The 20,745-nt window shown below is 68.6% G+C and carries 17 protein-coding genes, 1 tRNA gene and 1 pseudogene; 9 read left to right on the top strand and 10 right to left on the bottom strand.

Annotated features, from left to right (window positions below; translation table 11 throughout):
- Window positions 1-2: 2 nt before the first annotated feature.
- Window positions 3-119: pseudogene (locus CEG14_RS26775) on the top strand (tyrosine-type recombinase/integrase); the annotation flags it as partial.
- Window positions 120-228: 109 nt separating this feature from the next.
- Here the strand turns inward: CEG14_RS26775 and CEG14_RS04110 are convergent.
- The 6 genes from CEG14_RS04110 to mnmC all read right to left on the bottom strand — a co-directional run bounded on the left by CEG14_RS04110 (window position 229) and on the right by mnmC (window position 7,637).
- Window positions 229-304 (bottom strand) — tRNA-Lys (locus CEG14_RS04110).
- A gap of 196 nt (window positions 305-500) precedes the next feature.
- Entirely contained in the window at window positions 501-1,298 is a 798-nt protein-coding gene (locus CEG14_RS04105; protein ID WP_094825053.1) for a MetQ/NlpA family ABC transporter substrate-binding protein, read from the bottom strand.
- Between the two features lie 63 nt (window positions 1,299-1,361).
- Window positions 1,362-2,015, bottom strand: coding sequence for a methionine ABC transporter permease (locus CEG14_RS04100; RefSeq protein WP_094825052.1), 654 nt, complete (start codon window positions 2,013-2,015; stop codon window positions 1,362-1,364).
- The gene (locus CEG14_RS04095; RefSeq protein WP_094825051.1) at window positions 1,972-3,060 is read right to left on the bottom strand and encodes a methionine ABC transporter ATP-binding protein; all 1,089 of its coding nucleotides are present in this window, start codon (window positions 3,058-3,060) and stop codon (window positions 1,972-1,974) included. The genes CEG14_RS04100 and CEG14_RS04095 overlap by 44 nt, the downstream gene beginning before the upstream one ends.
- Before the next feature lie 200 nt (window positions 3,061-3,260).
- Window positions 3,261-5,486: a glycoside hydrolase family 31 protein gene (locus tag CEG14_RS04090; RefSeq protein WP_094825050.1), complete on the bottom strand. Its 2,226-nt coding sequence runs from the start codon at window positions 5,484-5,486 to the stop codon at window positions 3,261-3,263.
- Between the two features lie 294 nt (window positions 5,487-5,780).
- Window positions 5,781-7,637, bottom strand: a complete 1,857-nt coding sequence (mnmC, locus tag CEG14_RS04085; protein WP_094825049.1) for an FAD-dependent 5-carboxymethylaminomethyl-2-thiouridine(34) oxidoreductase MnmC — start codon at window positions 7,635-7,637, stop codon at window positions 5,781-5,783.
- 169 nt (window positions 7,638-7,806) lie between these two features.
- Between mnmC and CEG14_RS04080 the strand changes: the two genes are divergently transcribed.
- On the top strand, window positions 7,807-8,670 hold the full coding sequence (locus CEG14_RS04080) for an inositol monophosphatase family protein (protein WP_094825048.1): 864 nt from the start codon (window positions 7,807-7,809) through the stop codon (window positions 8,668-8,670).
- A gap of 64 nt (window positions 8,671-8,734) precedes the next feature.
- Here CEG14_RS04080 and CEG14_RS04075 read toward each other — a convergent pair whose 3' ends face one another.
- Window positions 8,735-10,453, bottom strand: a complete 1,719-nt coding sequence (locus CEG14_RS04075; protein WP_094825047.1) for an AMP-binding protein — start codon at window positions 10,451-10,453, stop codon at window positions 8,735-8,737.
- 77 nt (window positions 10,454-10,530) lie between these two features.
- Here CEG14_RS04075 and CEG14_RS04070 point away from each other — a divergent pair, with 77 nt between their 5' ends.
- A complete protein-coding gene (locus CEG14_RS04070) occupies window positions 10,531-11,727 on the top strand; it encodes a M20 aminoacylase family protein (protein WP_094825046.1) in 1,197 nt (398 codons plus the stop codon).
- Between the two features lie 58 nt (window positions 11,728-11,785).
- On the opposite strand, the gene CEG14_RS04065 is transcribed toward CEG14_RS04070, so the two are convergent.
- Window positions 11,786-13,009: an MFS transporter gene (locus tag CEG14_RS04065; RefSeq protein WP_256985573.1), complete on the bottom strand. Its 1,224-nt coding sequence runs from the start codon at window positions 13,007-13,009 to the stop codon at window positions 11,786-11,788.
- A 103-nt stretch (window positions 13,010-13,112) separates the two neighbouring features.
- Here CEG14_RS04065 and CEG14_RS04060 point away from each other — a divergent pair, with 103 nt between their 5' ends.
- A complete protein-coding gene (locus CEG14_RS04060) occupies window positions 13,113-13,907 on the top strand; it encodes an AraC family transcriptional regulator (RefSeq protein WP_256985572.1) in 795 nt (264 codons plus the stop codon).
- Between the two features lie 40 nt (window positions 13,908-13,947).
- Here CEG14_RS04060 and CEG14_RS04055 read toward each other — a convergent pair whose 3' ends face one another.
- On the bottom strand, window positions 13,948-14,835 hold the full coding sequence (locus tag CEG14_RS04055; RefSeq protein WP_094825045.1) for a LysR family transcriptional regulator: 888 nt from the start codon (window positions 14,833-14,835) through the stop codon (window positions 13,948-13,950).
- A gap of 109 nt (window positions 14,836-14,944) precedes the next feature.
- Between CEG14_RS04055 and CEG14_RS04050 the strand changes: the two genes are divergently transcribed.
- The 5 genes from CEG14_RS04050 to pagP (CEG14_RS04030) all read left to right on the top strand — a co-directional run bounded on the left by CEG14_RS04050 (window position 14,945) and on the right by pagP (CEG14_RS04030) (window position 19,969).
- Window positions 14,945-16,000, top strand: coding sequence for a YeiH family protein (locus CEG14_RS04050; protein WP_094825044.1), 1,056 nt, complete (start codon window positions 14,945-14,947; stop codon window positions 15,998-16,000).
- An 84-nt stretch (window positions 16,001-16,084) separates the two neighbouring features.
- Window positions 16,085-16,492 (top strand): acyl-CoA thioesterase, encoded by a 408-nt coding sequence (locus CEG14_RS04045; protein ID WP_094825043.1) that lies wholly within the window; start codon window positions 16,085-16,087, stop codon window positions 16,490-16,492.
- A gap of 9 nt (window positions 16,493-16,501) precedes the next feature.
- Window positions 16,502-17,974 (top strand): magnesium transporter, encoded by a 1,473-nt coding sequence (gene mgtE / locus CEG14_RS04040; protein WP_094825042.1) that lies wholly within the window; start codon window positions 16,502-16,504, stop codon window positions 17,972-17,974.
- A gap of 565 nt (window positions 17,975-18,539) precedes the next feature.
- Entirely contained in the window at window positions 18,540-19,133 is a 594-nt protein-coding gene (pagP, locus tag CEG14_RS04035; RefSeq protein WP_256985571.1) for a lipid IV(A) palmitoyltransferase PagP, read from the top strand.
- Between the two features lie 290 nt (window positions 19,134-19,423).
- A complete protein-coding gene (pagP, locus tag CEG14_RS04030) occupies window positions 19,424-19,969 on the top strand; it encodes a lipid IV(A) palmitoyltransferase PagP (RefSeq protein ID WP_255032120.1) in 546 nt (181 codons plus the stop codon).
- 37 nt (window positions 19,970-20,006) lie between these two features.
- Here the strand turns inward: pagP (CEG14_RS04030) and CEG14_RS04025 are convergent, their stop codons facing one another.
- Complete coding sequence (locus CEG14_RS04025; protein WP_094825040.1) at window positions 20,007-20,666, bottom strand: gamma-glutamylcyclotransferase; 660 nt, start codon at window positions 20,664-20,666, stop codon at window positions 20,007-20,009.
- Window positions 20,667-20,745 lie beyond the last annotated feature (79 nt).

Genomic DNA, 20,745 nt, shown 5'->3' with positions numbered 1-20,745 from the left:
ATTTGCGCTTTCACGACTTGGGCCACAGCGCTGCCAGCGCAATGATTACCGCAGGCGTCGACTTGCACACGGTCGAGTCGGTGCTGGTGCATAAGTCGGCGGTGAATACCGAACGCTACGAGCACTTGGCGACCGACGATCTACGGGACGCGCTGGGGAAGATTGGCACGTTTCCCCGGCACAAAGAGAAAGAGGGCTGCGTGATAGCACGCAACCCTCTGATATTGTTGGTGGGTTGTGCGAGACTCGAACTCGCGACCAACGGATTAAAAGTCCGCTGCTCTACCGACTGAGCTAACAACCCAACCTAAGCCAAACATTATGGCTGATTTGCCGAAGTGGGTCAAGCCAGGGCGGCCCGGCGCGGCGCATTCGGCCCGGGAAAGGGCCCGCTGCGGCGCGGCTGACGGGCGCACGCGCGCGTCGTTGCGCGTCGCCACCGCACGAAAAAGCCGCCCTCTCGGGCGGCTTCGCTGACACGCGGCAGCGCGGCTGGTGATTTACCAGGCGGCGATGACGGCGCCCTTGTACTTGGTGTTGATGAATTCCTTCACCGGGGCGCTGTGATAGATCGACACCAGCTTCTGGATGTCGGCGCGATCCTTGTCCTTGGCGCGCACGACCAGCACGTTGGCGTACGGCGAGTCGGGCGATTCCTGGGCGATGGCGTCCTTCTTGGGATCCAGGCCGGCTTCCAGCGCGAAGTTGGTGTTCACGGCGGAGGCGTCGGTGTCGTCGAGCGAGCGCGGCAGCTGGGCGGCGTCGAGTTCGATGAAGCGCAGCTTCTTCTTGTTTTCGACGACGTCGATCGGCGTGGCCTTCAGACCGGCTTCCGGACGCAGCTTGATCAGGCCCTTGTCTTGCAGCAGCAGCAGCGCGCGGCCGCCGTTGGTCGGGTCGTTCGGGATGCCGATGCGCGCGCCGTCCTTGAGCTCGTCGAGGCTCTTGATCTTCTTGCTGTAGATGCCGATCGGGAAGATCACGGTCTTGCCGACGCTGACCAGGTTGTACTTGCGGTCGGCATTGGCGTTGTCGAGGTAGGGCTGGTGCTGGTAGCTGTTCAGATCCAGGTCACCGGCGGCCAGCGCGACGTTGGGCTGCACGTAGTCGCTGAATTCGATGACCTGCAGGTTCAGGCCCTGCTTGGCGGCTTCCTGCTTCACCACTTCGAAAATCTGGGCGTGCGGGCCGGCGGTCACGCCGATCTTCAGCGGCTTGTCCTGCGCCAGGGCCGGCTGGGCGATAACGGCGGCGCCCACGGCGAACGCGGCCAGCGACTTCAGAAACTTGATGCTCATGATGCGGTGTAGTCCAGGAGGAGGGATCGGGTGTGGGGTGAAAAACGGAAAATCGAAACGGGTTCAGCGATGCGACATGCGGCGCACCAGCCAGTCGCCGAAGCTCTGGACGGCCTGCACCAGCACGATCAGCACCACCACGACGGCCAGCATCACTTCGGGCAGGAAGCGCTGGTAGCCGTAGCGGATGCCCAGGTCGCCCAGGCCGCCGCCGCCGATCGCGCCGGCCATGGCCGAGTAGCCGATCAGGCTGACGATGGTGACGATGGTGGCGGCCACCAGGCCCGGCAGGGCTTCGGGCAGCAGCACCTTGGCGATGATCTGCATGGGCGAGGCGCCCATGGCGCGCGCGGCGGTGATCAGGCCGGGATCGATCTCGCGCATCGCGTTCTCGGCGATGCGCGCCATGAACGGGATCGCGGCCACGGCCAGCGGCACGATTGCCGCGGTGGTGCCGATCGAGGTCTGCGCCACCCAGCGGGTGAACGGGATGATGGCGACCATCAGGATCACGAACGGCACCGAGCGGGTGGCGTTCACGATCAGGCCCAGCACGCCATTGACGGCCAGGTTTTCGAGCAGCGCGCCGCGGGCGGTCACGATCAGGATCACGCCGAGCGGAATGCCCACCAGCACCGCGATCCCGCCGGCCACGCCGACCATCAGCAGGGTTTCAAGCAGCGACGTGATAAGCAGGTCGATCAGTTGCGGACTCATGAGCAATTTCTTCTACGGTGATTTCACGGGCGATGAGGGCGGCGCGCGCCGCCTCGACCGCCTGCGGCGCGCCTTGCGCCAATACGAACAGCGTGCCGACGGCAACGCCCTTGATGTCTTCGACGCGGGCCTGGACGAGACTGATGTCGAGCGCAAACTGACGCGACAGATCGGACAGCACGGCGCCGGTGGCGTCGTTGCCGGCCAGCGCCAGGCGCCACAGGCGCACGGCCTGGCCCGGGTTCGCGGCTGCGGTGGCGGCGATGCGCGCCTGCAGCGCGGTGAGCGTGCCGTCGGTCAGGTCGGAGGCGGTGGCGGCCGAGACCATGCCCCGCGTGACCTCGTGGCGCGGCGACGCGAACACGTCCTGCGTGCGGCCCAGCTCGATCACTTCGCCCTGCGACAGCACCGCCACGCGATCGCAGATCTCGCGCACCACTTCCATCTGGTGCGTGATCATCACGACGGTGACGCCGGTCTTGCGATTGATGTCGCGCAGCAACGCGAGAATGTTGTGCGTGGTCTCGGGATCGAGCGCCGAGGTGGCCTCGTCGCTCAGCAGCACGTCGGGGTCGTTGGCGAGCGCGCGCGCGATGCCCACGCGCTGCTTCTGGCCGCCGCTGATCTGGCTGGGATAGCGATCGCGCAGGTGCTCCAGGCCCACGAGCGCCAGCAGGCGCTCCACCTTGGCCGGGATTTCGGCGCGTGCCACGCCGGCGATCTCGAGCGGCAGCGCCACGTTGCCATAGACCGTGCGGCGCGCCAGCAGATTGAAGCCCTGAAACACCATGCCGATGCGGCGGCGCTGGCTGCGCAGCTGCGCCTCGGACAGGCCGGTCAGGACCTGATCGCCGATGGTGATCGAGCCCTGGTCGGGGCGCTCGAGCAGGTTGATGCACTGAACCAGCGTACTTTTACCGGCCCCGCTGGGACCGATGATGCCGAACACCTCGCCCTGCTCGATGTGCAGGTTGATGTCGCGCAGGGCCTCGAAGCGGCCATGCGGCGTGGCGTACGTCTTGGATAGGTGTTGAATATGGATCATGGCATGTAATTTTGTATTGCCAGCTTTCTAAAGAGAACGACTGATTTATCCTCTTTTAATAACTAGGAGTTATATAAAACGGCTGCGACCCGGCACGCGGGCCGGCGGGCTCGCGCGAACGGGTCAGCAGGAGAGAATCGGGCCGGCCCGTGGGGGGCCGGCCCGGTCTGCCAGGCGCTTGCGCGCCGGGCGGCGTGGCGTCAGCGGGCCCGCGAGATGCGGACTTCGGCGCCGCGGCGCTTCACCTCCAGGCCTTCGGAGGGAAGAATGCGCAGGCCTTCCAGGCCCTTGATGTAGCTGGAGCCCTGCATCTGCATCACGCGGATTTTATTCCGCATGACCACCGGGTTGTGGACCGGCATGCCGAACATCCAGACTTCGTCGAGAATGCGCGCCGAATTGAACTCGCCGGTGTGCTGCGCGGCGGGTCCGAGACAGAGCATGTGGCCCTCGCGGCCGAACACCGGGAACTGCTCCGGGCCGCACTCGATGGTCCAGGTGGTGCCGCCTTCGTAGCGATGGCCGGTGTTCAGGTCCCACCAGGCCTCGCCGCGCGGCAGGTACACCCGCACCGCCTTGCCCGGCGCGGTCACCGGCGCCACCAGCAGGGCCGGGCCCAGCAGGTATTGCAGGTCCCAGTCGTGGGCATCGGGATCGTTGGGGAACGACATCGCCATCGAGCGCTGCACCGGCAGGCCGGTGCGGCCGGCGTCTTCGATCGCGCCCAGCACATACGGAATCAGGCGGTAGCGCCATTGCAGCCACGTGCGGGCGTGCGCCAGCGTCTCTTCGCCAAAGGCCCAGGGCAACAGGCCCTCGACGCCCTGGAAGCTGAAATTGGCCGAAAACACCGAGGCCTGCAGCCAGCGCAGGTAGAGCTCGGCGCTCATGCCTTCGAGGCCGGACTCGGCCGAGCCGATCGCGTGCACCTGCACAGGCAGGCCGCTCGCGCCGATCGAGAGCGCGGTGCGCAGCGTGTGCTGCAGGCCGTCCCAATCGTTGCTGACCTTGGGGCCTGCCTGCCACGGCAGGCGCTGGCCGGCCGGGAACAGGTCGGTGCTGGGCACCACGCCTTCGGGCGGGACCTTGTGTCCGGCCACCGCATCGAACAGCGCGCGACGGGCCAGCAGCGGATACATGGTGCGCAGCGCCGGACCGGACTCGCCGTTGCGCGCCGACACGCCATCGGGGATGGCGATCTGGGCGTCGCAGGCCGGCGCGTCGAGGCCGTCATCGACCAGCTGGCGATGGCGTTCGACCCACAGCGCGTAGGCGTCGCGGTACGTCAGGTCGAGCAGGCCATAGGGCTGCCCGTCGGTGGCGGCATTGCCGTCGAACACCTGGGCGCTGCCGTCGTCCTTGGTGAGCAGCCAGCCGCGGTCTTCGAGCTCCTCGAACAGCGGGCTCTGCTTGAGCACGCCCGGAAAGCCCGTGCCCGACACGTGCACGTTGTGCTTGTGGAACAGGGCCAGCACCTGGCGCGCATCGGGGAAACGCTGCGCGTCCCACTCGAACACCGACTTGTCGGCGGCGAAGTGCCAGGCGGCCGGCGTGGCCAGCGACACCACGTCGAGCGGGATCTGGTGCGAGCGGAACTGCTCGACCAGCGCCACGGTCTGCGTGGGCATCTCGCCCTTGGCCTGGGCCAGCCAGGCGCCCAGGGCCCACAGCACGGGCTGGCCGGCGCGGCCGGTCAGGGCGCTGTACTGGTTCAGGATCTCGCCCGGCTCGCCTGCGAACAGGAACAGGTCGAGCACCGGATCGTCGATCGTGAGCGTGTAGGCGGTGTCGGCGGGCGCCACACCCACCGCGTGTTCGACGCGGCGCAGGGTGTTGGCGTACACGCCCCAGCCCGTCGGGCTCCAGGCGAGCGGCAACGCGCGATGCTCGGGATCATCCGAGACCACGGATTCGTCGCGGCGGTTGAGATCGCCCGGGGTTTCGCCCAGGCCATACACCCGCTCGCCGCTGCCGAGCGTGAATGCGGCATTCCAGACGGCGTGCGCGTCTTCGTCGAGCGCGTTGTGCCCGAAGGCGGGCGTCTGCGCCGACACCTCGGAGGTGAGCACCTGGGTCTCGCCGCGCCAGAGCACCACGCGCACGGGATCGTTCAGGATCTCGAGCGACACGTCGCCCTGCGTGATGCGCCAGCCGTTGCCGTCATCGCGCGGCGCGAGCGTGGCTTCGCCGACGGCTTCTTCGCGCGCCAGCAGCATCTCGGTGATCGCGCGGACGCGCGAACTGGGTTTGTCTTCGTTGAAATGCGAGGCAAACGCACACCGCAGGCGAAATACGCCGGGTGCGTGCGCTTCGACGACCAGCCGCAGGCCATCGCCCGCATCGAAATCATTGCGGCTGGGACGGGATGTCAGCAGCTCGACGGATTCGAGCTGGTTAGTATGATCAAAGTCGTACTTCGGCGGCACAGAGCATCCCCCGGCTTTAGCCAAAAAAACCAATAAAAGTCGTTATTTTGACGGATTTGGCCCTTGAAATAAACTCGGTCCCTCATTTCGTGCCGTCAGCCCTCCCCGGGACGGCACGAAACATGCCGTCCGGGCAGGGTCGGCGGACCGCGCAGCGGGGCCGCCTAGACAGAGTAAAGAGTCCGAATTTCGCTCATTCTGGCAGCAAATCGGCAACATCGCACCTGTATTGCGTCGGAGGCGCTCAATAAAGCGTCGGCCGGGTCCACCACCGGGGTCGAAGCCCAAGCGCCCTCAGCGCGGGGCGATGCCGGCGAGCAAATCGGCCTCGAGCGGGGCCGGCTCGCCTTCCAAGGCAGCCGCAATCACCTCCCCCATCAACGCCGACCAGCTCAGGCCGCGCGACGCGTAGCCGGTCGCCAGCCACATCCCTTCGGCATGGGCCAGCGGCCCCACGGCGGGCAGCCGGCCCGGCAGCACCGCGCGCCAGCCCGCCCAGCCCGGCAACGCGCCGGCCATGCCGGCCAGGTCGGGCGGCGCGGCCAACAGGCCGCCGGCCTTGCCGATATTGGTGAGCTGCCCGGCGGCCGACACCTGCGAGCTCGTCGCTCCATGCACATAGGTGCCACCGGCCACGCACCAGCCCTCGACCTGCGGCAGCAGATAGCCTTCCCCCGCCACCACGCAGCGCGGTCCGCCCGCCAGCGCGTCGGCAGGGAGCTGCGTGACCTCGCCGGCCAGCGCATGCATCTGCGCCAGGCGCGGCAAGGGCGCGAGCAGGCCGCTGCGCGCCAGCACGCCATGGGCCGCGCCGGCATTGGCCAGGATCACGTGATCGGCGTGCGCCAGCGTGGCGCCGGCCGCGTCTTCGGCGGCCCAGCCGGCGCCGCGCCCGTCCACGCGGGCGACCTCGCCCTCGCGCCGCGTGATCAAGGGGTGATCGAGCAAGGCATCGATCAACGCCTGCGGCCGCACCAGCATGCCGTCGGCGAACCACACGCCGCCGCGCGCCAGCGGCAGGCCCGCGAGCGCCCCGGCCTCCGCGGCCGTGACCGCGCGCGCCCAGGATTCGGGAAACTGCAGGCTTTGCAGCGCCTGCGCCAGCAGGGGCTGCGCGTCGTCGCGTTCGAGTTGCAGCGTGCCGCAGCGGCGCACGATGCTGTCGGGCAGATGCGCCCAGCAGCGCCGCGCCGCCAGACTGCCGGCGCGTGCCAGCCGGGCGCGCGGATTGTCGTCGCGCGCGATCACGGGCGTGAGGGCGGCGGCCAGATGATCGTGATGGGCCGGCGCCGCGGGTGCCAGCACGGTGACCGCGCGACCGCGCCGCGCCAGCGCGTGCGCCACGCCCGCGCCGGCCAGGCCCGCGCCCACCACCAGCAGCGTGGCGTGGGGCGCGGCAGGCGGCGGCGCGACGGGTCTGTGCTGGGCGGTCCAGGGGGCACGGCGGCCCACCGCGATGTTCCATTTGCCGGCGGCGCCCTCGCGCCGCTCGACCTCGAAGCCGGCCTCGCGCAGGGCGGCGCGCACCGGGCCGGCCACGCACCAGGTGGCGAAGGTGGCGTCGGGCGCGGCCAGCCGCGCCAGCCGGCGCAGCAGCGCGGGCTCCCACATCTCCGGATTGTGGCGCGGCACGAAGCCATCGAAGAAATACGCATCGACACGCGCCCGCAATTGAGGCGCGATGCGCGCGGCCGTGCCGAAGGCCAGCGTCAGCGTGACCGCGCCGCCCTCGAACTCGAGTCGGTGCAGGCCCGGCAGGCGCGCGGGCCACTGCGCATACAGCGCGTCGGCCAGCGTGCGCAGCGGCTCCGGCACGTGCGTGTCGCGCAGCGCGAGCAGGGTCTCGCGATCGAAGGGATGCCCCTCGATCGACACCATGTGCAGCCGCGCGCTGCGCGCGGGATCGGCGCGCCACGCCTGCCACAGCGCGAGAAAGTTGGTGCCCAGGCCGAAGCCGGTCTCGCACACCGTGAAGGCGGCGCGGCCGCGCCAGCGCTGCGGCAGTTCATTGCCCTGCAGAAACACGGTCTGCGTCTGGCCGTAGGCATCCGACGGCGCGTTGTAGACGTCGTCGTATTGCGGGCTCATCAGGCGGCCCTGCGCGTCGAGCGCGATCGCGGCCGGCGTGAGGGGAAGAAAAGACGAAGACATGGCGGATCGGGGCGGAGACGGTTGCGCCCGCAAGTCTACCGCCTCGGGCGCGCGCGCAGGCTCGTGGCCGTTGGCCGCAAGCCACGGCGGCGGCGCCGATATGACCCGCATCAAGCGCGCGCCGGACCATTTCGTCAAAACGTCTCACTTGCAGGCTTACACTTGATGCATGAACACGCCCTCCTCCAAGGCCGCGCTGGATCTCGGCGCCGCCATCGACACCGCCGTCTCGGCCGCGCATGCGGGCGCGGCGATCCTGCAATCCTATGCCCACCGGCGCGCCGATCTGGTCATCGACCACAAGGCGCACAACGATCTGGTCTCGCAGGCCGATCGCGAAGCCGAGGCCGCCGTGCTGGAGGTGCTGCGCGAGCGCACACCGGCCTACGGCATCGTGGCCGAGGAAACCGGCGGCCGGGAGCAAGGCGTGGCCACCTGGTACATCGATCCGCTCGATGGCACCACCAACTTCCTGCATGGCATCCCGCACTACGCGGTCTCGATCGCGCTGGTCGCGCATGCCGGCACGCAGATCGGCCCGGGCGCGCCGATCGAGATCGACACGCCGGTGATCGGCGTGGTCTACGACCCCAACCGCGAAGAGCTCTTCACCGGCGTGCACGGCGTGGGCGCGTGGCTCAACGGCCGCCGCATCGCCTGCTCGCGCACGGCCACGCTCGAAGAGTCGGTCTTGGCCACGGGCTTCCCGTTCCGCGATTTTTCGTTCGCCGACCAATACATGCCGATGCTGCGCGACGCGATCTGCACCGCGCGCGGCGTGCGCCGCATGGGCGCCGCGGCGCTCGACCTGGCCTGGACGGCCGCCGGCCGCTACGACGGCTATTGGGAGATGGGCCTGGCGCCCTGGGACGTCGCCGCCGGCACGCTGATCCTGCGCGAAGCGGGCGGCGTGTGCCACGACATGCATGGCGAGGAGCCGTGGCCGCAGGGCGGCCGGGTGGTGTCGGGCAATCCCAAGGTGGCCGAGGCCCTGGCCCGCATGATCGCGCCGCACCTCAAGCCGCGCGCCTGATACGCATCGCGCATCCATGAAAAACCCCGCGGCGCGGGGTTTTTCGTTTGCGCGAGGCCGCGCATCAGGTGCCGGTGGCCTGGGTGGCGCCGCCGCCCTGCCCGTCCACTTCGGCCTGCGCCTCGTCGCGCAGCTCGCGCCGCAGGATCTTGCCGACGTTGCTCTTGGGCAGCTCCTGGCGCAGCTCGATCTGGCGCGGCCGCTTGTAGCCGGTGAGTTTTTCGCGGCACCAGGCCTCGACCTCGGCGACGGTGAGGCTGGGATCCTTGGGCACCACGTAAGCGCGCACGGCCTCGCCCGAATGCGGATCGGTGACGCCCACCACGGCGCACTCCAGGATCTTGGGATGGGCGGCGATCACGGCCTCCACCTCGTTGGGATAGACCTTGAAGCCCGACACCGCGATCATGTCTTTCTTGCGGTCGACGATGCGCACGTAGCCGCGCTCGTCCATGATGCCGATGTCGCCGGTACGGAAAAAACCGTCCTGGGTCATCACGTTGCGGGTCTCGTCAGGCTTGTTCCAGTAGCCCAGCATCACCTGCGGCCCCCGGATGCAGACCTCGCCGCGTTCGCCATACGGCAGCTCGTGGCCGGCGTCGTCCAGGATCGCCACGTCGGTGGACGGCAGCGGCAGGCCGATCGAACCGGAGTACTCGGTGGCGTTGGTGGGATTCACGGTGGCCACGGGCGAGGTCTCGGACAGGCCGTAGCCCTCGATCAGCGGCTTGCCGGTGAGCTTGAGCCAGCGTTGCGCCACCACCTCCTGCACCGCCATGCCGCCGCCCAGCGTGAGCCGCAGCGGCTCGAAGTCGAGCTTGGCGAATTCGGGATTGTTGGCCAGCGCATTGAACAGCGTGTTGACGCCCGGGAACAGGTTCACGGGCGTTTTCTTCCAGGCGCCGATCAGCGCGGCCTGGTCGCGCGGATTGATGATGAGCAGGTTGCGCATGCCCGCGTGCATGCCATAGAGGCCGCAGGTGGTGAGCGCGAACACGTGATAGAGCGGCAAGGCGCTGATGATGGTGAGCGGACCCGAGTGGCCGCGCACGGCGGGCTGCGCCACGGCCTCGGTCTGCAGCACGTTGGCCACCAGATTGCCGTGCGACAGCATCGCGCCCTTGGGCGTGCCGGTGGTGCCGCCGGTGTATTGCAGCACCGCGAGATCGTTCATCCCGAGGCGCGGCGGCGCGAAGGGCGCGCCGCTGCCGCGCTTGAGCACCTCGGGCAGCCGCAGCGCACCGTCGATGTGCCAGGGCGGCACCAGCTTCTTGACGTGTCGCGCGACGAAATTCACCAGCGGCGCCTTGAGTCCGCCGAGCAGATCGCCGGGCGCCACGATCACGACGTGGCGCAGGTCGCCCTTGTCGCGCACATCCTGCAGCGTCTTGGCGAAATTCTCCAGGATCACGATGACCTCGGCGCCGCTGTCGTGCAGCTGGCGCTCGAGCTCCTCGCTCTTGTAGAGCGGGTTGACGTTGACCACCACCATGCCGGCGCGGAACGTGCCGAGCAGGGCCACCAGATAGGCCGGCACGTTGGGCATCATCAGCGCGACCCGCGCGCCCTGCGGCAGGCCGGTGCCCTGCAGCCAGGCGGCAAACGCGCGGCCATGGGCATCGAGATCGGCGTAAGTGAGGTTGGCGCCCAGCGAGGTGCAGGCGATGCGGTCGGCGTAGCGCTCGACCGCCTGATCGAGCAGGTCGGTGAGGGAGGTATAGCCTTCGGTCGATATCTCGGCCGGCACACCCTCGGGATAACTCGCGAGCCAGGGACGAAGCATGGTGTTTGTCTCCCTTATTTCGTATTTTGTTTGATGATACCCTTTAACTATCGTTCCCAACGCACTTCAAACCTCGTATGAATCTCCTCGAACCCATCGTGACCTGGCGCCAGGAAATCGCAGCACTGCGCCGCGACATCCACGCGCATCCTGAGCTGGCCTTCGAAGAATTCCGCACCGCCGATCTCGTCGCAAAGCAGCTGCAGGATTGGGGCATCGAGATCGATCGCGGCCTCGGCGGCACCGGCGTGGTCGGCATCATCCGCGGCACGCAGCAAGGCACCCGCGCGGTCGGCCTGCGCGCCGATCTCGACGCGCTGCCGATGCAGGAGGTCAACACCTTCGAGCACGCCAGCAAGCACCAGGGCAAGATGCACGCCTGTGGCCATGACGGCCACACCGCCATGCTGCTGGGCGCGGCGCGCTATCTGTCGCAGCATCGCGACTTCGCCGGCATCGTCTACGTGATTTTCCAGCCGGCCGAAGAAGGCGGCGGCGGCGCCAAGCGCATGATCGACGACGGCCTGTTCGAGCGCTTCCCGATGGAAGCCGTGTTCGGCATGCACAACTGGCCCGGCATGAAGGTCGGCCAGTTCGGCCTCACGTCCGGCCCGATCATGGCCTCGTCGAACGAGTTCTGCATCACGATTCGCGGCAAGGGCTCGCATGCCGGCATGCCGCACCTCGGCGTCGACCCGGTGATGACGGCGGTGCAGCTGGCGCAGAGCCTGCAGACCATCATCACGCGCAACCGCAATCCGCTCGATGCCGCCGTGCTCAGCATCACGCAGATCCACACCGGCAGCGCCGACAACGTCGTGCCCAACGAGGCCGTGATGCGCGGCACTGTGCGCACCTTCACCATCGAGACGCTCGATCTGATCGAGCGCCGCATGAAGGAAATCGCCGAGCACACCTGCGCCGCGCTCGATTGCAAGGTCGAGTTCGTGTTCCAGCGCAACTATCCGCCCACCATCAACCATCCCGCCGAAGCCGCCTTCGCGGCCGATGTGATGCGCGATATCGTGGGCGCCGACGACGTGAACGACAACGTGCAGCCCACGATGGGCGCCGAAGACTTCGCGTTCATGCTGCTGGAGAAGCCGGGCGCGTATGTCTGGATCGGCAACGGCACGGGCGACCATCGCGACATCGGCCACGGCGCCGGCCCCTGCATGCTGCACAACGGCAGCTACGACTTCAACGACGAGCTGCTGCCGCTGGGCGCCACGTACTGGGTGCAACTGGCCACCAAGTGGCTGGCGCGGCCCTGATCCGCACGCCGCAACGAATCAGCCCGGGCGATGCCCGGGCTTTTTTCCTGGCGCGCGCTCAGCGTGCGTCGGGCTCGAGCGCGGGTGCGGCCGCCGCCGTGCGCTCGTCGGGCAGCAGCGTCACCATCGCCGCCGTGCAGGCCGCGATCACCGCCATCACGAGCAGCAAGGTGTTGAAGCCGGCCTGCTTGACCACCGGTCCGAGCAGCCACACCGCCAGCGAGCTCACGCCGAACGACACGGTCAGCCGCATGCCGGCCACGCGCGAGCGGCTGCGGTCGTCGACATAGCGCACGATCATCGCGTCGGTGAACGGGATCGCGCCGAAGATGAACACCATGGCGCCCAGCAGCGCCAGATAGAGCGCCCAGCCCTGCGCCCAGGCCGCCCACAGCAGCAGCGGGATCTGCGCGAGCGCGATGCTCAGATACAGCGGCTTGAGCGAGACGCGGTCGATCAGCCGGCCCACCACGATCTGGGTCAGCGAGGCGGCCACATAGATGCCGGCCAGCAGCGCCCCCAGCCACACCGGATCCTCGACCACGCCGCGCAGGCGCTCGTCCAGCAGCTGCGCGTTGCCGTTGGTGGTGAAGTTGAAGAGCAGGCTGCCGGTCACGGCCGCCGCCGTCATGACCGCGAACGCGCGCGCCAGCGCCTGCGGCGGCAGCGTGACGGCCGCGCGGCTCTTGCGGCGGGACGGCGGCTCGGTCTCGTCGGGGCAGACCCGCATGAACACCAGGCCGCACACGATGGAGAACAGGCCCGGCACGGCGAACGCCGCGCGCCAGCCGAAGGCCTGCACCAGCAGGCCGGTGACCAGCGCGGCCACTGCCACGCCCAGGTTGCCGGCCAGGCCGTTCACGCCGATCACCGCACCGGGGTTGGGCGCGTGCTGCACGATCATCGGAATCCCGACCGGGTGGTAGATCGCGGCGAACAGGCCCACCAGCGCCAGCGCCCCCGCCAGTTGCCAGGCATTCTGCGTGAAGGCACACAGCAGGGCCGCGCCGCCGATGCCGAAGAAGAACAGCAGCATCATGCGGCGCCGCCCCCACAGGTCGCCGAGCCGGCCGGCGGGCCAGGAGCCGATGCCGAACAGGAAGAACGCGGCCACGCCGTAGGGCATCAGGTCTTCCCATTGCGCGAAGCCGAAGTCGGCGGCAATGGTGCCGACCGCGGCCGCGAAGATGAGCAGGAACATATGGTCGATCGCGTGCGCGATGTTGAGCAGCAGCGTGACCGGGCGGGCGAACGGCCGGGCGGGGGAATCGATGGCGGACATGAGGAGAATCCGAAGGTGGCGGCCAGGGTGCAGGCCGGACGGCGCCAGTGTGCCCAGGAGCGGTTATTCTGTCTTTCTCGGTTTCGACTGAAACTATCGCGATATGGACAAACCGCACGGCGCCAACTCCGGCGCCACCATCATCAGCGTGTCCTACCCCGACGCGCCCGGCATCACGACGCGCCGCCGGCAGCTGGCCGCCGACTACGACATCGAGCCGCACTGGCACGAGCGCGCACAGCTGCTCTATGCCTCGCAAGGGGTGATGCGGGTCTCCACGCCGCGCCGGCTCTGGATCGTGCCGCCCACGCGGGCGCTCTGGATCCCGGCCGGCACCGTGCATGCGATCCGCATGACCAGCACGGTGGACATGCGGAGCCTCTATATCGACGCCGGGCTGGTGACGACGCTGCCCGAGGATTGCGCGGTGCTGGAAGTGACGCCGCTGATGCGCGAGCTGGTGGTGCGCATCACGGAGGCGGGCGTGTCGGCAAGCCATCGCACCGCCCCCGCCGATCACGACGCGCTCAGCACCTTGCTGCTGGCCGAGCTGGGCCGGCTCGAGCCGCGCGCCTTCGATCTGCCGCTGCCGGCCAGCCCCGCGCTGCGATCCCTGTGCGAGGCGCTGCTGGCGGACCTGAGCCAGCCCCTGGCGCCACGCGAGGCGGCCGCGCGCCTGGCGGTGAGCACGCGCACGCTGTACCGGCGCTTTCTCGACGAGACCGGCCTCACCTATCCGCGCTGGGTGCAGCAGGCGCGCCTGCTGGAGGCGGTGCGCCGCCTGGCCGAGGGTGCCGCCGTGACCACCGTGGCGCTGGACCTCGGCTACCAGAGCCCGAGCGCCTTCACCGCGATGTTCCATCGCCAGTTGGGCAGCGCGCCGCGCCAGTGGCGTTGATTGCGCGCGTATCGGTTGCGCGCGCAGAGGATCGGGGCCGTCAGGCGGGCGCGGGCAAGGCCAGGCAGGTGGCCAGGAAGCGCTGCGCGGCACGCGCGCTCGCGCCGGCGTGCGGCACCAGGATGCTGAGCGTGCGCGTGAGGGGCCGGGGCAGCAGGCGCAGCACGGCCAGGCTGCCGTCTTCGTGCTGCATCGACATGATGGACACGAAGCCCACGCCCAGCCCGGCGCGCACGGCTTGTTTCACGCCCTCCACGCCCGCCAGCTCCAGCCCGATCGCGGGCTCCAGGCCCGCCAGCGCGTAGGCGCGTTCGACCAGCCGCCGCACGCCCGAGCCGGGCTCGCGCATCACCAGTGGCGAGCGCGAAAGATCGCGCAGGGTCGCGCCGCTTTTGCCCGCCAGCGCATGGTCGGCGCGCACGATGGCCACGACCTCATCCTGGCGCCAGGCGTGCACCTCGGTGTCGGCGGGCAGGCCGGTGGGCACCTCGCCCTCGATGAAGGCCAGGTCCAGCACTGACAGCCGCTCGACGATCTCGCGCGTGTTGCCATCGGACAGGTGCAGCCCCACCGCCGGATGGCGGGCGCGAAAGTCGGCCACCAGGCCCGGCAGCAGATAGCTCGCGGGCGTGGTGCTCGCGCCCAGGCGCAGGGAGCCCGTTTCGAGGCCGCGCCAGGCGTCGCGCACCGCGCGGGCCTGGCCGTAGACCTGGCGCAGCGCGCGCGCCTGCACGGCCAGCCGCTCGCCGGCCTCCGTGAGGACGACGCCGTGGCCGCTGCGGCGGTACAGGGGCTCGCCAAACCAGTCCTGCAGGGCGCGCAGCTGGCCGGACAGCGCGGGTTGCGACAGATGCAGGGCGGCCGCGGCGCGGCTGATGTTGCCCGCGTCGGCCACGGCGGCAAAGCTGAGCAGCTGATCGGGCGTCATAGGAGCTCGATATCCAAAAACCCGATATTAAATATTTTAATAAAAGATTTTTCAAATAACGCCGGGCGACCTAATATTTCTTCCAGTTATTTAAATATCTTTTTTAATCATGAGCACCGCCTCCGCCGCCGCCCCGCTTCCCGCCGCCACGCCCTGGCGCGACAAACTCAATGGGGTGCTGTTCGTCGCCCTGATGGCCGGCGCCGTGGTGCAGCTGGCCGACCTGCCCTTCATCCGCGGCATGGGCTTCTCGCCGCTCGTGGTCGGCATCGTCTGCGGCATGCTTTATGGCAACTTCCTGCGCGGCACCATGCCGGCCGACTGGAGCGCGGGCGTCAACTTCACCGCCCGCCGCCTGCTGCGCATCGCGGTCGCGTTCTACGGCCTGAACATCAGCATCCAGCAGATCGCGGCCGTGGGCCTGCCCGGCCTCGCCGTGTCGGTCGCGGTGGTGGTGGGAACGCTGGTGCTCGGCGCCGTGGTGGGCCAGCGCCTGCTCGGGCTCGACCGCGACACCGCGCTGCTCACCTCCGCGGGCAGCGCGATCTGCGGCGCGGCCGCCGTGCTGGCCTTCGAACCGACCTTGCGCGCGGCGCCCCACAAGAGCGCCGTCGCCGTGGCGACCGTGGTGCTGTTCGGCACGCTGTCGATGTTCCTCTACCCCATCGCCTATCACGCGGGCTGGCTCACGTTCGACACCCAGGCGCTGGGCATCTACATCGGCGGCACCATCCACGAAGTGGCGCAGGTGGTGGGCGCGGCCAGCAACATCGATCCCGCCACCACCGAGGTCGCGACCATCGTCAAGATGACCCGCGTGGCGCTGCTGGTGCCGGTGCTGCTGGTGCTGGGCCTGTGGCTGCGCGCCGCCGCGCGCCGCGAGGGCGGCGCCCAGGCTGGCGCCGGCAAGCTGCCGGTGCCGTGGTTCGCCATCGGTTTCCTGGCGCTGGCCATCGTCAACTCGCTGCAGGTGCTGCCGCCCGACGTGGTCAACGCGATCCGCCGCCTCGATGTGTTTGCGCTCACGATGGCCATGACCGCGCTCGGCATCGAAACCCGCTTCGCGCAGATCCGCAAGGCCGGCGCGCGCGTGCTGGTGCTCGGGCTGGTGCTGTATGCCTGGCTGATCCTGGGCGGTTACGGCCTCGTCAAACTGGTGGCCTGAGGCCTTGCGGGCCCACCGGCGCACGCGCGCGCCGGTGTCGCATTTTTCCTGCATAATCGGTCGGTTGCATACCAGGAGCCGGCCATGACAGCGCCCAAGAATACCTATACCCAATTGCCCGCCGGCCGCGAACCCGTACTGCGCGTCATGCCCATGCCGGCCGACGCCAACATCCACGGCGACGTCTTCGGCGGCTGGATCATGTCGCAGGTCGACATCGCCGGCTCGATCCCGGCCGCGCGCCGCGCCGCGGGCCGCGTGGCCACGGTGGCCGTCAATGCGTTCCAGTTCAAGCAGCCCGTGTTCGTGGGCGACCTGCTCAGCCTCTACGCCCGCATCGTCAAGACCGGCTCCACGTCGGTCACGGTCGACGTGGAGGTGTACGCCGAACGCCAGCGCCTGGACGCCGAAGTGGTCAAGGTGACCGAGGCCACGCTCACCTACGTCGCCACCGACGAAGCCCGCCGCAGCCGCCCGCTCCCCGTTCTCTGAGCCGCCCGCATGACGCAGTCCGCCGCACAGCAAAAAGCGCCGCCGACGCCGCGCCGGCTCGATCCCGAAGACGCCCAGCATGCGCTCGAAGAGGTGCAGGAATGCTTGCGCCGGCAGCAGCTCGTCGAAGACCTGGTGCATCGCCAGGAGCAGGGTGACAACAAGGCGCACCTGGTCGAGGACCTGGTGCATCGCCAGCACGAGGCCGAGCTGACCGCACTGGTCAACAACCTGCATCCGGCCGACATCGCCTTCATCCTGGAGTCGCTGCCCAAGGACCAGCGCCAGACCGTCTGGCGCCTGGTCGAGTCGTCGCACGACGCCGACGTGCTGCTCGAGGTCGAAGACTGGGTGCGCGAGTCGCTGATCGAGGCGATGGACCGCCAGGACCTGGTCGCGGCCACCGGCAACATGGATGCCGACGAGATCGCGGATCTCGCGCCCGACCTGCCGCCCGACGTGGTGGCCGAAGTGCAGAAGGGCCTCACCGACGAGGAACGCGCCCAGCTGCTCGAGGCCATGGGCTATCCCGAAGACAGCGTCGGCGCCATCATGGACTTCGAAATGGTCCGGGTGCGCGAAGACGTGACGCTGGAGGTGGTGCTGCGCTATCTTCGCCGCCTGCACGAGCTGCCCGACCACACCGACCAGATCTTCGTGGTCGACCGCCAGGACAAGCTGCAGGGCGTGCTGCCGATCTCGACCCTGCTGGTGAGCGAGCCCGACACCGAGGTGCGGCCGGTCATGAACACCGACTACCTCGCGCTGAACCCGCTCGACTCCGACGCCGACGCGGCCGGCGCCTTCGAACGCTACGACCTCGTGTCCGCACCGGTGATCGACGACCAGGGCCGGCTGATCGGCCGCGTCACGATCGCCGACGTGGTGGACGTGATGCGCGAAGACTCGCAGGAGCAGGCGCTGTCGCGTGCCGGTATGCAGGAGGAAGACATCTTCGCGCCGGTGGCGGCCGCGCTGCGCAACCGCGCGCCCTGGCTGCTGTTCAACCTCTGTACCGCGGCCACCGCCTCGTTCGTCGCCTCACGCTTCGAAGACACGGTGAGCCACATCGTGATCCTCGCCTTCCTGATGTCCATCGTGGCCGGCATCGGCGGCAACTCCGGCAACCAGACGATGACGATGATCATCCGCGCGCTGGCGATGGGCCGCATCACCGGTCGCAATCTCTGGCAGCTGGTCAAGCGCGAGATGCTGGTCACGCTGCTGGTGGGGCTGTGCGGCAGCGTCGTCGCCGCGCTGTTTGCCTGGGGCATCTCCGGCTCGATCGCGATCGCGGTCGTGATGATGGCGGCGATGATCTGCAACATGCTCGTCGGCGCCTCGGTCGGCGTGCTCGTGCCCATGGTGCGCGCCCGCTTCGGCAAGGACCCCGCCATCGGCTCGTCGGTGCTGCTCACCTTCGCCACCGACTCGCTCGGCTTCTTCATCTTCCTCGGCCTGGCCACGCTGTTCCTGCTCTGAGGCGGGAGCGGCGTTCGGGAAGAGCCGGCCCCGCAGCGGCGTCGGACTGCCGTCGAAAAGGTGTCAGACTGCATTTTTGAAAAGGTGTCAGACTGCAATTTCCCGAGGTTTGGGAGTTGGCAGGCTGCACCGCGCACCGCGAGGAAAAGGTGTCAGACTGCATTTTCGCGCGGGAGATCGCCGCAAGCACCCCGGCCGTGTTCGCGAAAAATGCAGTCTGACACCTTTTCTACACCCGTTCCGGGACCTCCGATCGCCTCGGAAAATGCAGTCTGACACCTTTTCCTGGACCTTCGCCTGCGCCGAAGCTGCGCCCCCTGTCCGCGCCCCCGATCCGCCAAAAACGTAGTCTGACACCCGTCGGACGCACGGCTGTTACCAAATAAACTTGCCGATATTCTCGAAGATCAAAGAAGTTGACTGCAAGTTTGCGAATGTATGACACAACATAGCCAACTTCGCAGGGTACAGTTCGGCCTCCTCATAACTTCTTGATCGGCTGTTCACCCCCGCCGCCAGCGCCGTGGAAGTGGGTTCCCGGTTGCAGCGGTTCGCCTCACGTCCCGTGCCGCACTTTCTCGCTACTGTTCTGCATGCCCGTCCCGGCCATGCGTGGTCCTCGTTCGTCCGTCGTTTCCTGCTCGCCGCCCTTCTCGCCGCATCCTCGTTTTCCGCCCAGGCCTGCGTAGGCATCCTCGAAACCGCCTGCCACCGCCTCGACCAGATCTGGACCGAGGGCAACAACGACCTCTACGTGTCCGGCTGGGCCTGGCACAACCGCTCCAAATATCCCGCCAGCCGCATCCGCAGCTTCAACGAAAAGACCTGGGGCGGCGGCCTGGGCCGCAGCTTCTACGATGAAGACGGCGACTGGCACGGCCTCTACGCGATGGCCTTTCGCGACTCCTACCGCAAGGTCGAACCGGTGGCGGGCTATGCCTTCATGAAGATCGGCAACCTCAGCGAGAACTTCAAGCTGGGCGCGGGCTACACCGTGTTCGTCACGGCCCGCAGCGAATTCCGCAACTACATGCCCTTCCCCGGCATCCTGCCGCTGGTGGGCGCCGGCTACCGCAACTCGATGCTGTACGCGACCTACATCCCGCGCATCCGCGACAACGGCAACGTGCTGTTCGTGTTCGGCCGCCTGCAGTTCTGAACGTGCCCCGCCCGGCCCCCCAGGCCGGGCCGCGGCAGCGGTCGCGGTCGCGCTGTTGTCAGCGCACCGCATTCGCCCTCGGAACCGTACGGTTTTCGTTCCATGGGGTTTCACTGACAAGTCTTTGACAGGGTCGGCCGCTAAGCTGGACGGTCCGTCTGTCTCTGATCGAATCGGCGTCGGCACGGCCTCGCCCCATGCGTGGCGCGGGGCCCTGCCCCGCCCGCAATGCCGTGTCCCGTTTCCGCCCGTTTCCACGCACCGCCGTCTCGCACGGCAAGCCTGCGCGCCTGGTGCGCCGCGCCGTCTGCACCGCCGTCCTGGCGGCCGCCCCGCTCGCGGCCCAGGCCTGCGACAACATGCCCTCGTGGGCCCAGTCGGCCTGCCAGCGTCTCGACCAGATCTGGACCGAGGGCAACACCGATCTCTACGTCTCGGGCTACGCCTGGCACAACCGCTCGATGTACAGCGCCAGCAAGATCCGCAGCTTCAACGAGCTGGCCTGGGGTGGCGGCCTGGGCAAGAGCATCTACGACGAAGACGGCGACTGGCAGGGCCTGTACGCCATGGCGTTTCTCGACTCGCACCGCAAGGTCGAGCCCATCGCCGGCTACGGCTTCCTCAAGATCGGCAACGTCGGCCAGAATTTCAAGCTGGGCGCGGGCTACACGGTCTTCATGACCGCGCGCCACGACATCATGAGCTACGTGCCGTTCCCCGGCATCCTGCCGCTGGTCGGCGCCGGCTACAAAGACGCGATGCTGTACGCCACCTACATCCCCGGCGGACGCGGCAACGGCAACGTGCTGTTCATGTTCGGCCGCTGGCAGTTCTGAGCGGGCCGCCGGCGCAGACGCGCCGGGCTGCGCCCCTTCAGGCCGCGCGGGTCTGCGGCTCGGATTCGCACAGGCGCCGCACGAGCGAGGCCAGGCGCCAGTCGTGGATGCCGTAGGCGCGCAGCGCCCGTTCGGTCTCGACTACATAATCCAGGCAGGGCCCGGAGTGGCCGCGCGCCGCCCGCACGGTGGCGAGCAGCCGCTCTTCGGCCAGCGCGCCGGCATAGTCGCCGCAGGTGCGATTGAGCAGGAAGACCAGGCTGCGCACCGGCGCGCCGCGCGGCGCGACGGCACAGTCATCGGATTCGGTATGGCAGGACAGCCAGCGCGGCGTGTAGGCCGCGCGCGTCATTTCGCGCTGCCACAAGGTGTGGAAGGTGTCGCGCACGTCGCGGCTCGCGACGCGGTAGGCGACGCCGCGGCAGCAGCCGCCGCGGTCGAGGCCGAAGACGAGGCCGGGCGCGTCGGGCGAACCGCGATGGTCGCGCGACCACAGGCAGAGCGAGCGGTGGTACCCCCGCACCGTCGCGAGACGGCGCTCCTGCCAGGGGAAATCGGGCCGCCAGATCAGCGAACCATAGGCGAACACCCAGAGGTCGTCGGTACCATTCCAGCCCAGCAGCAGGTCGTCGACCGAGAGGGGCAGGCAAGTTTTCGGCCCGCCATCCGAGGCGGCGCCACCTACACACAACGTCATGGGAGTCCGGCCTGTGCGCCGACGCAGAATTGAAGTGTGCCTATGCTACGCCGCAGTCCAAGCAAAAGCATTGCGCGTT

Origin of the sequence: Bordetella genomosp. 1 (assembly GCF_002261335.1) — a bacterium.
GTDB lineage: Bacteria > Pseudomonadota > Gammaproteobacteria > Burkholderiales > Burkholderiaceae_B > Bordetella.
Note: the sequence above shows the minus strand (reverse complement) of the source record. Positions and strands in the feature narration are given on the sequence as shown.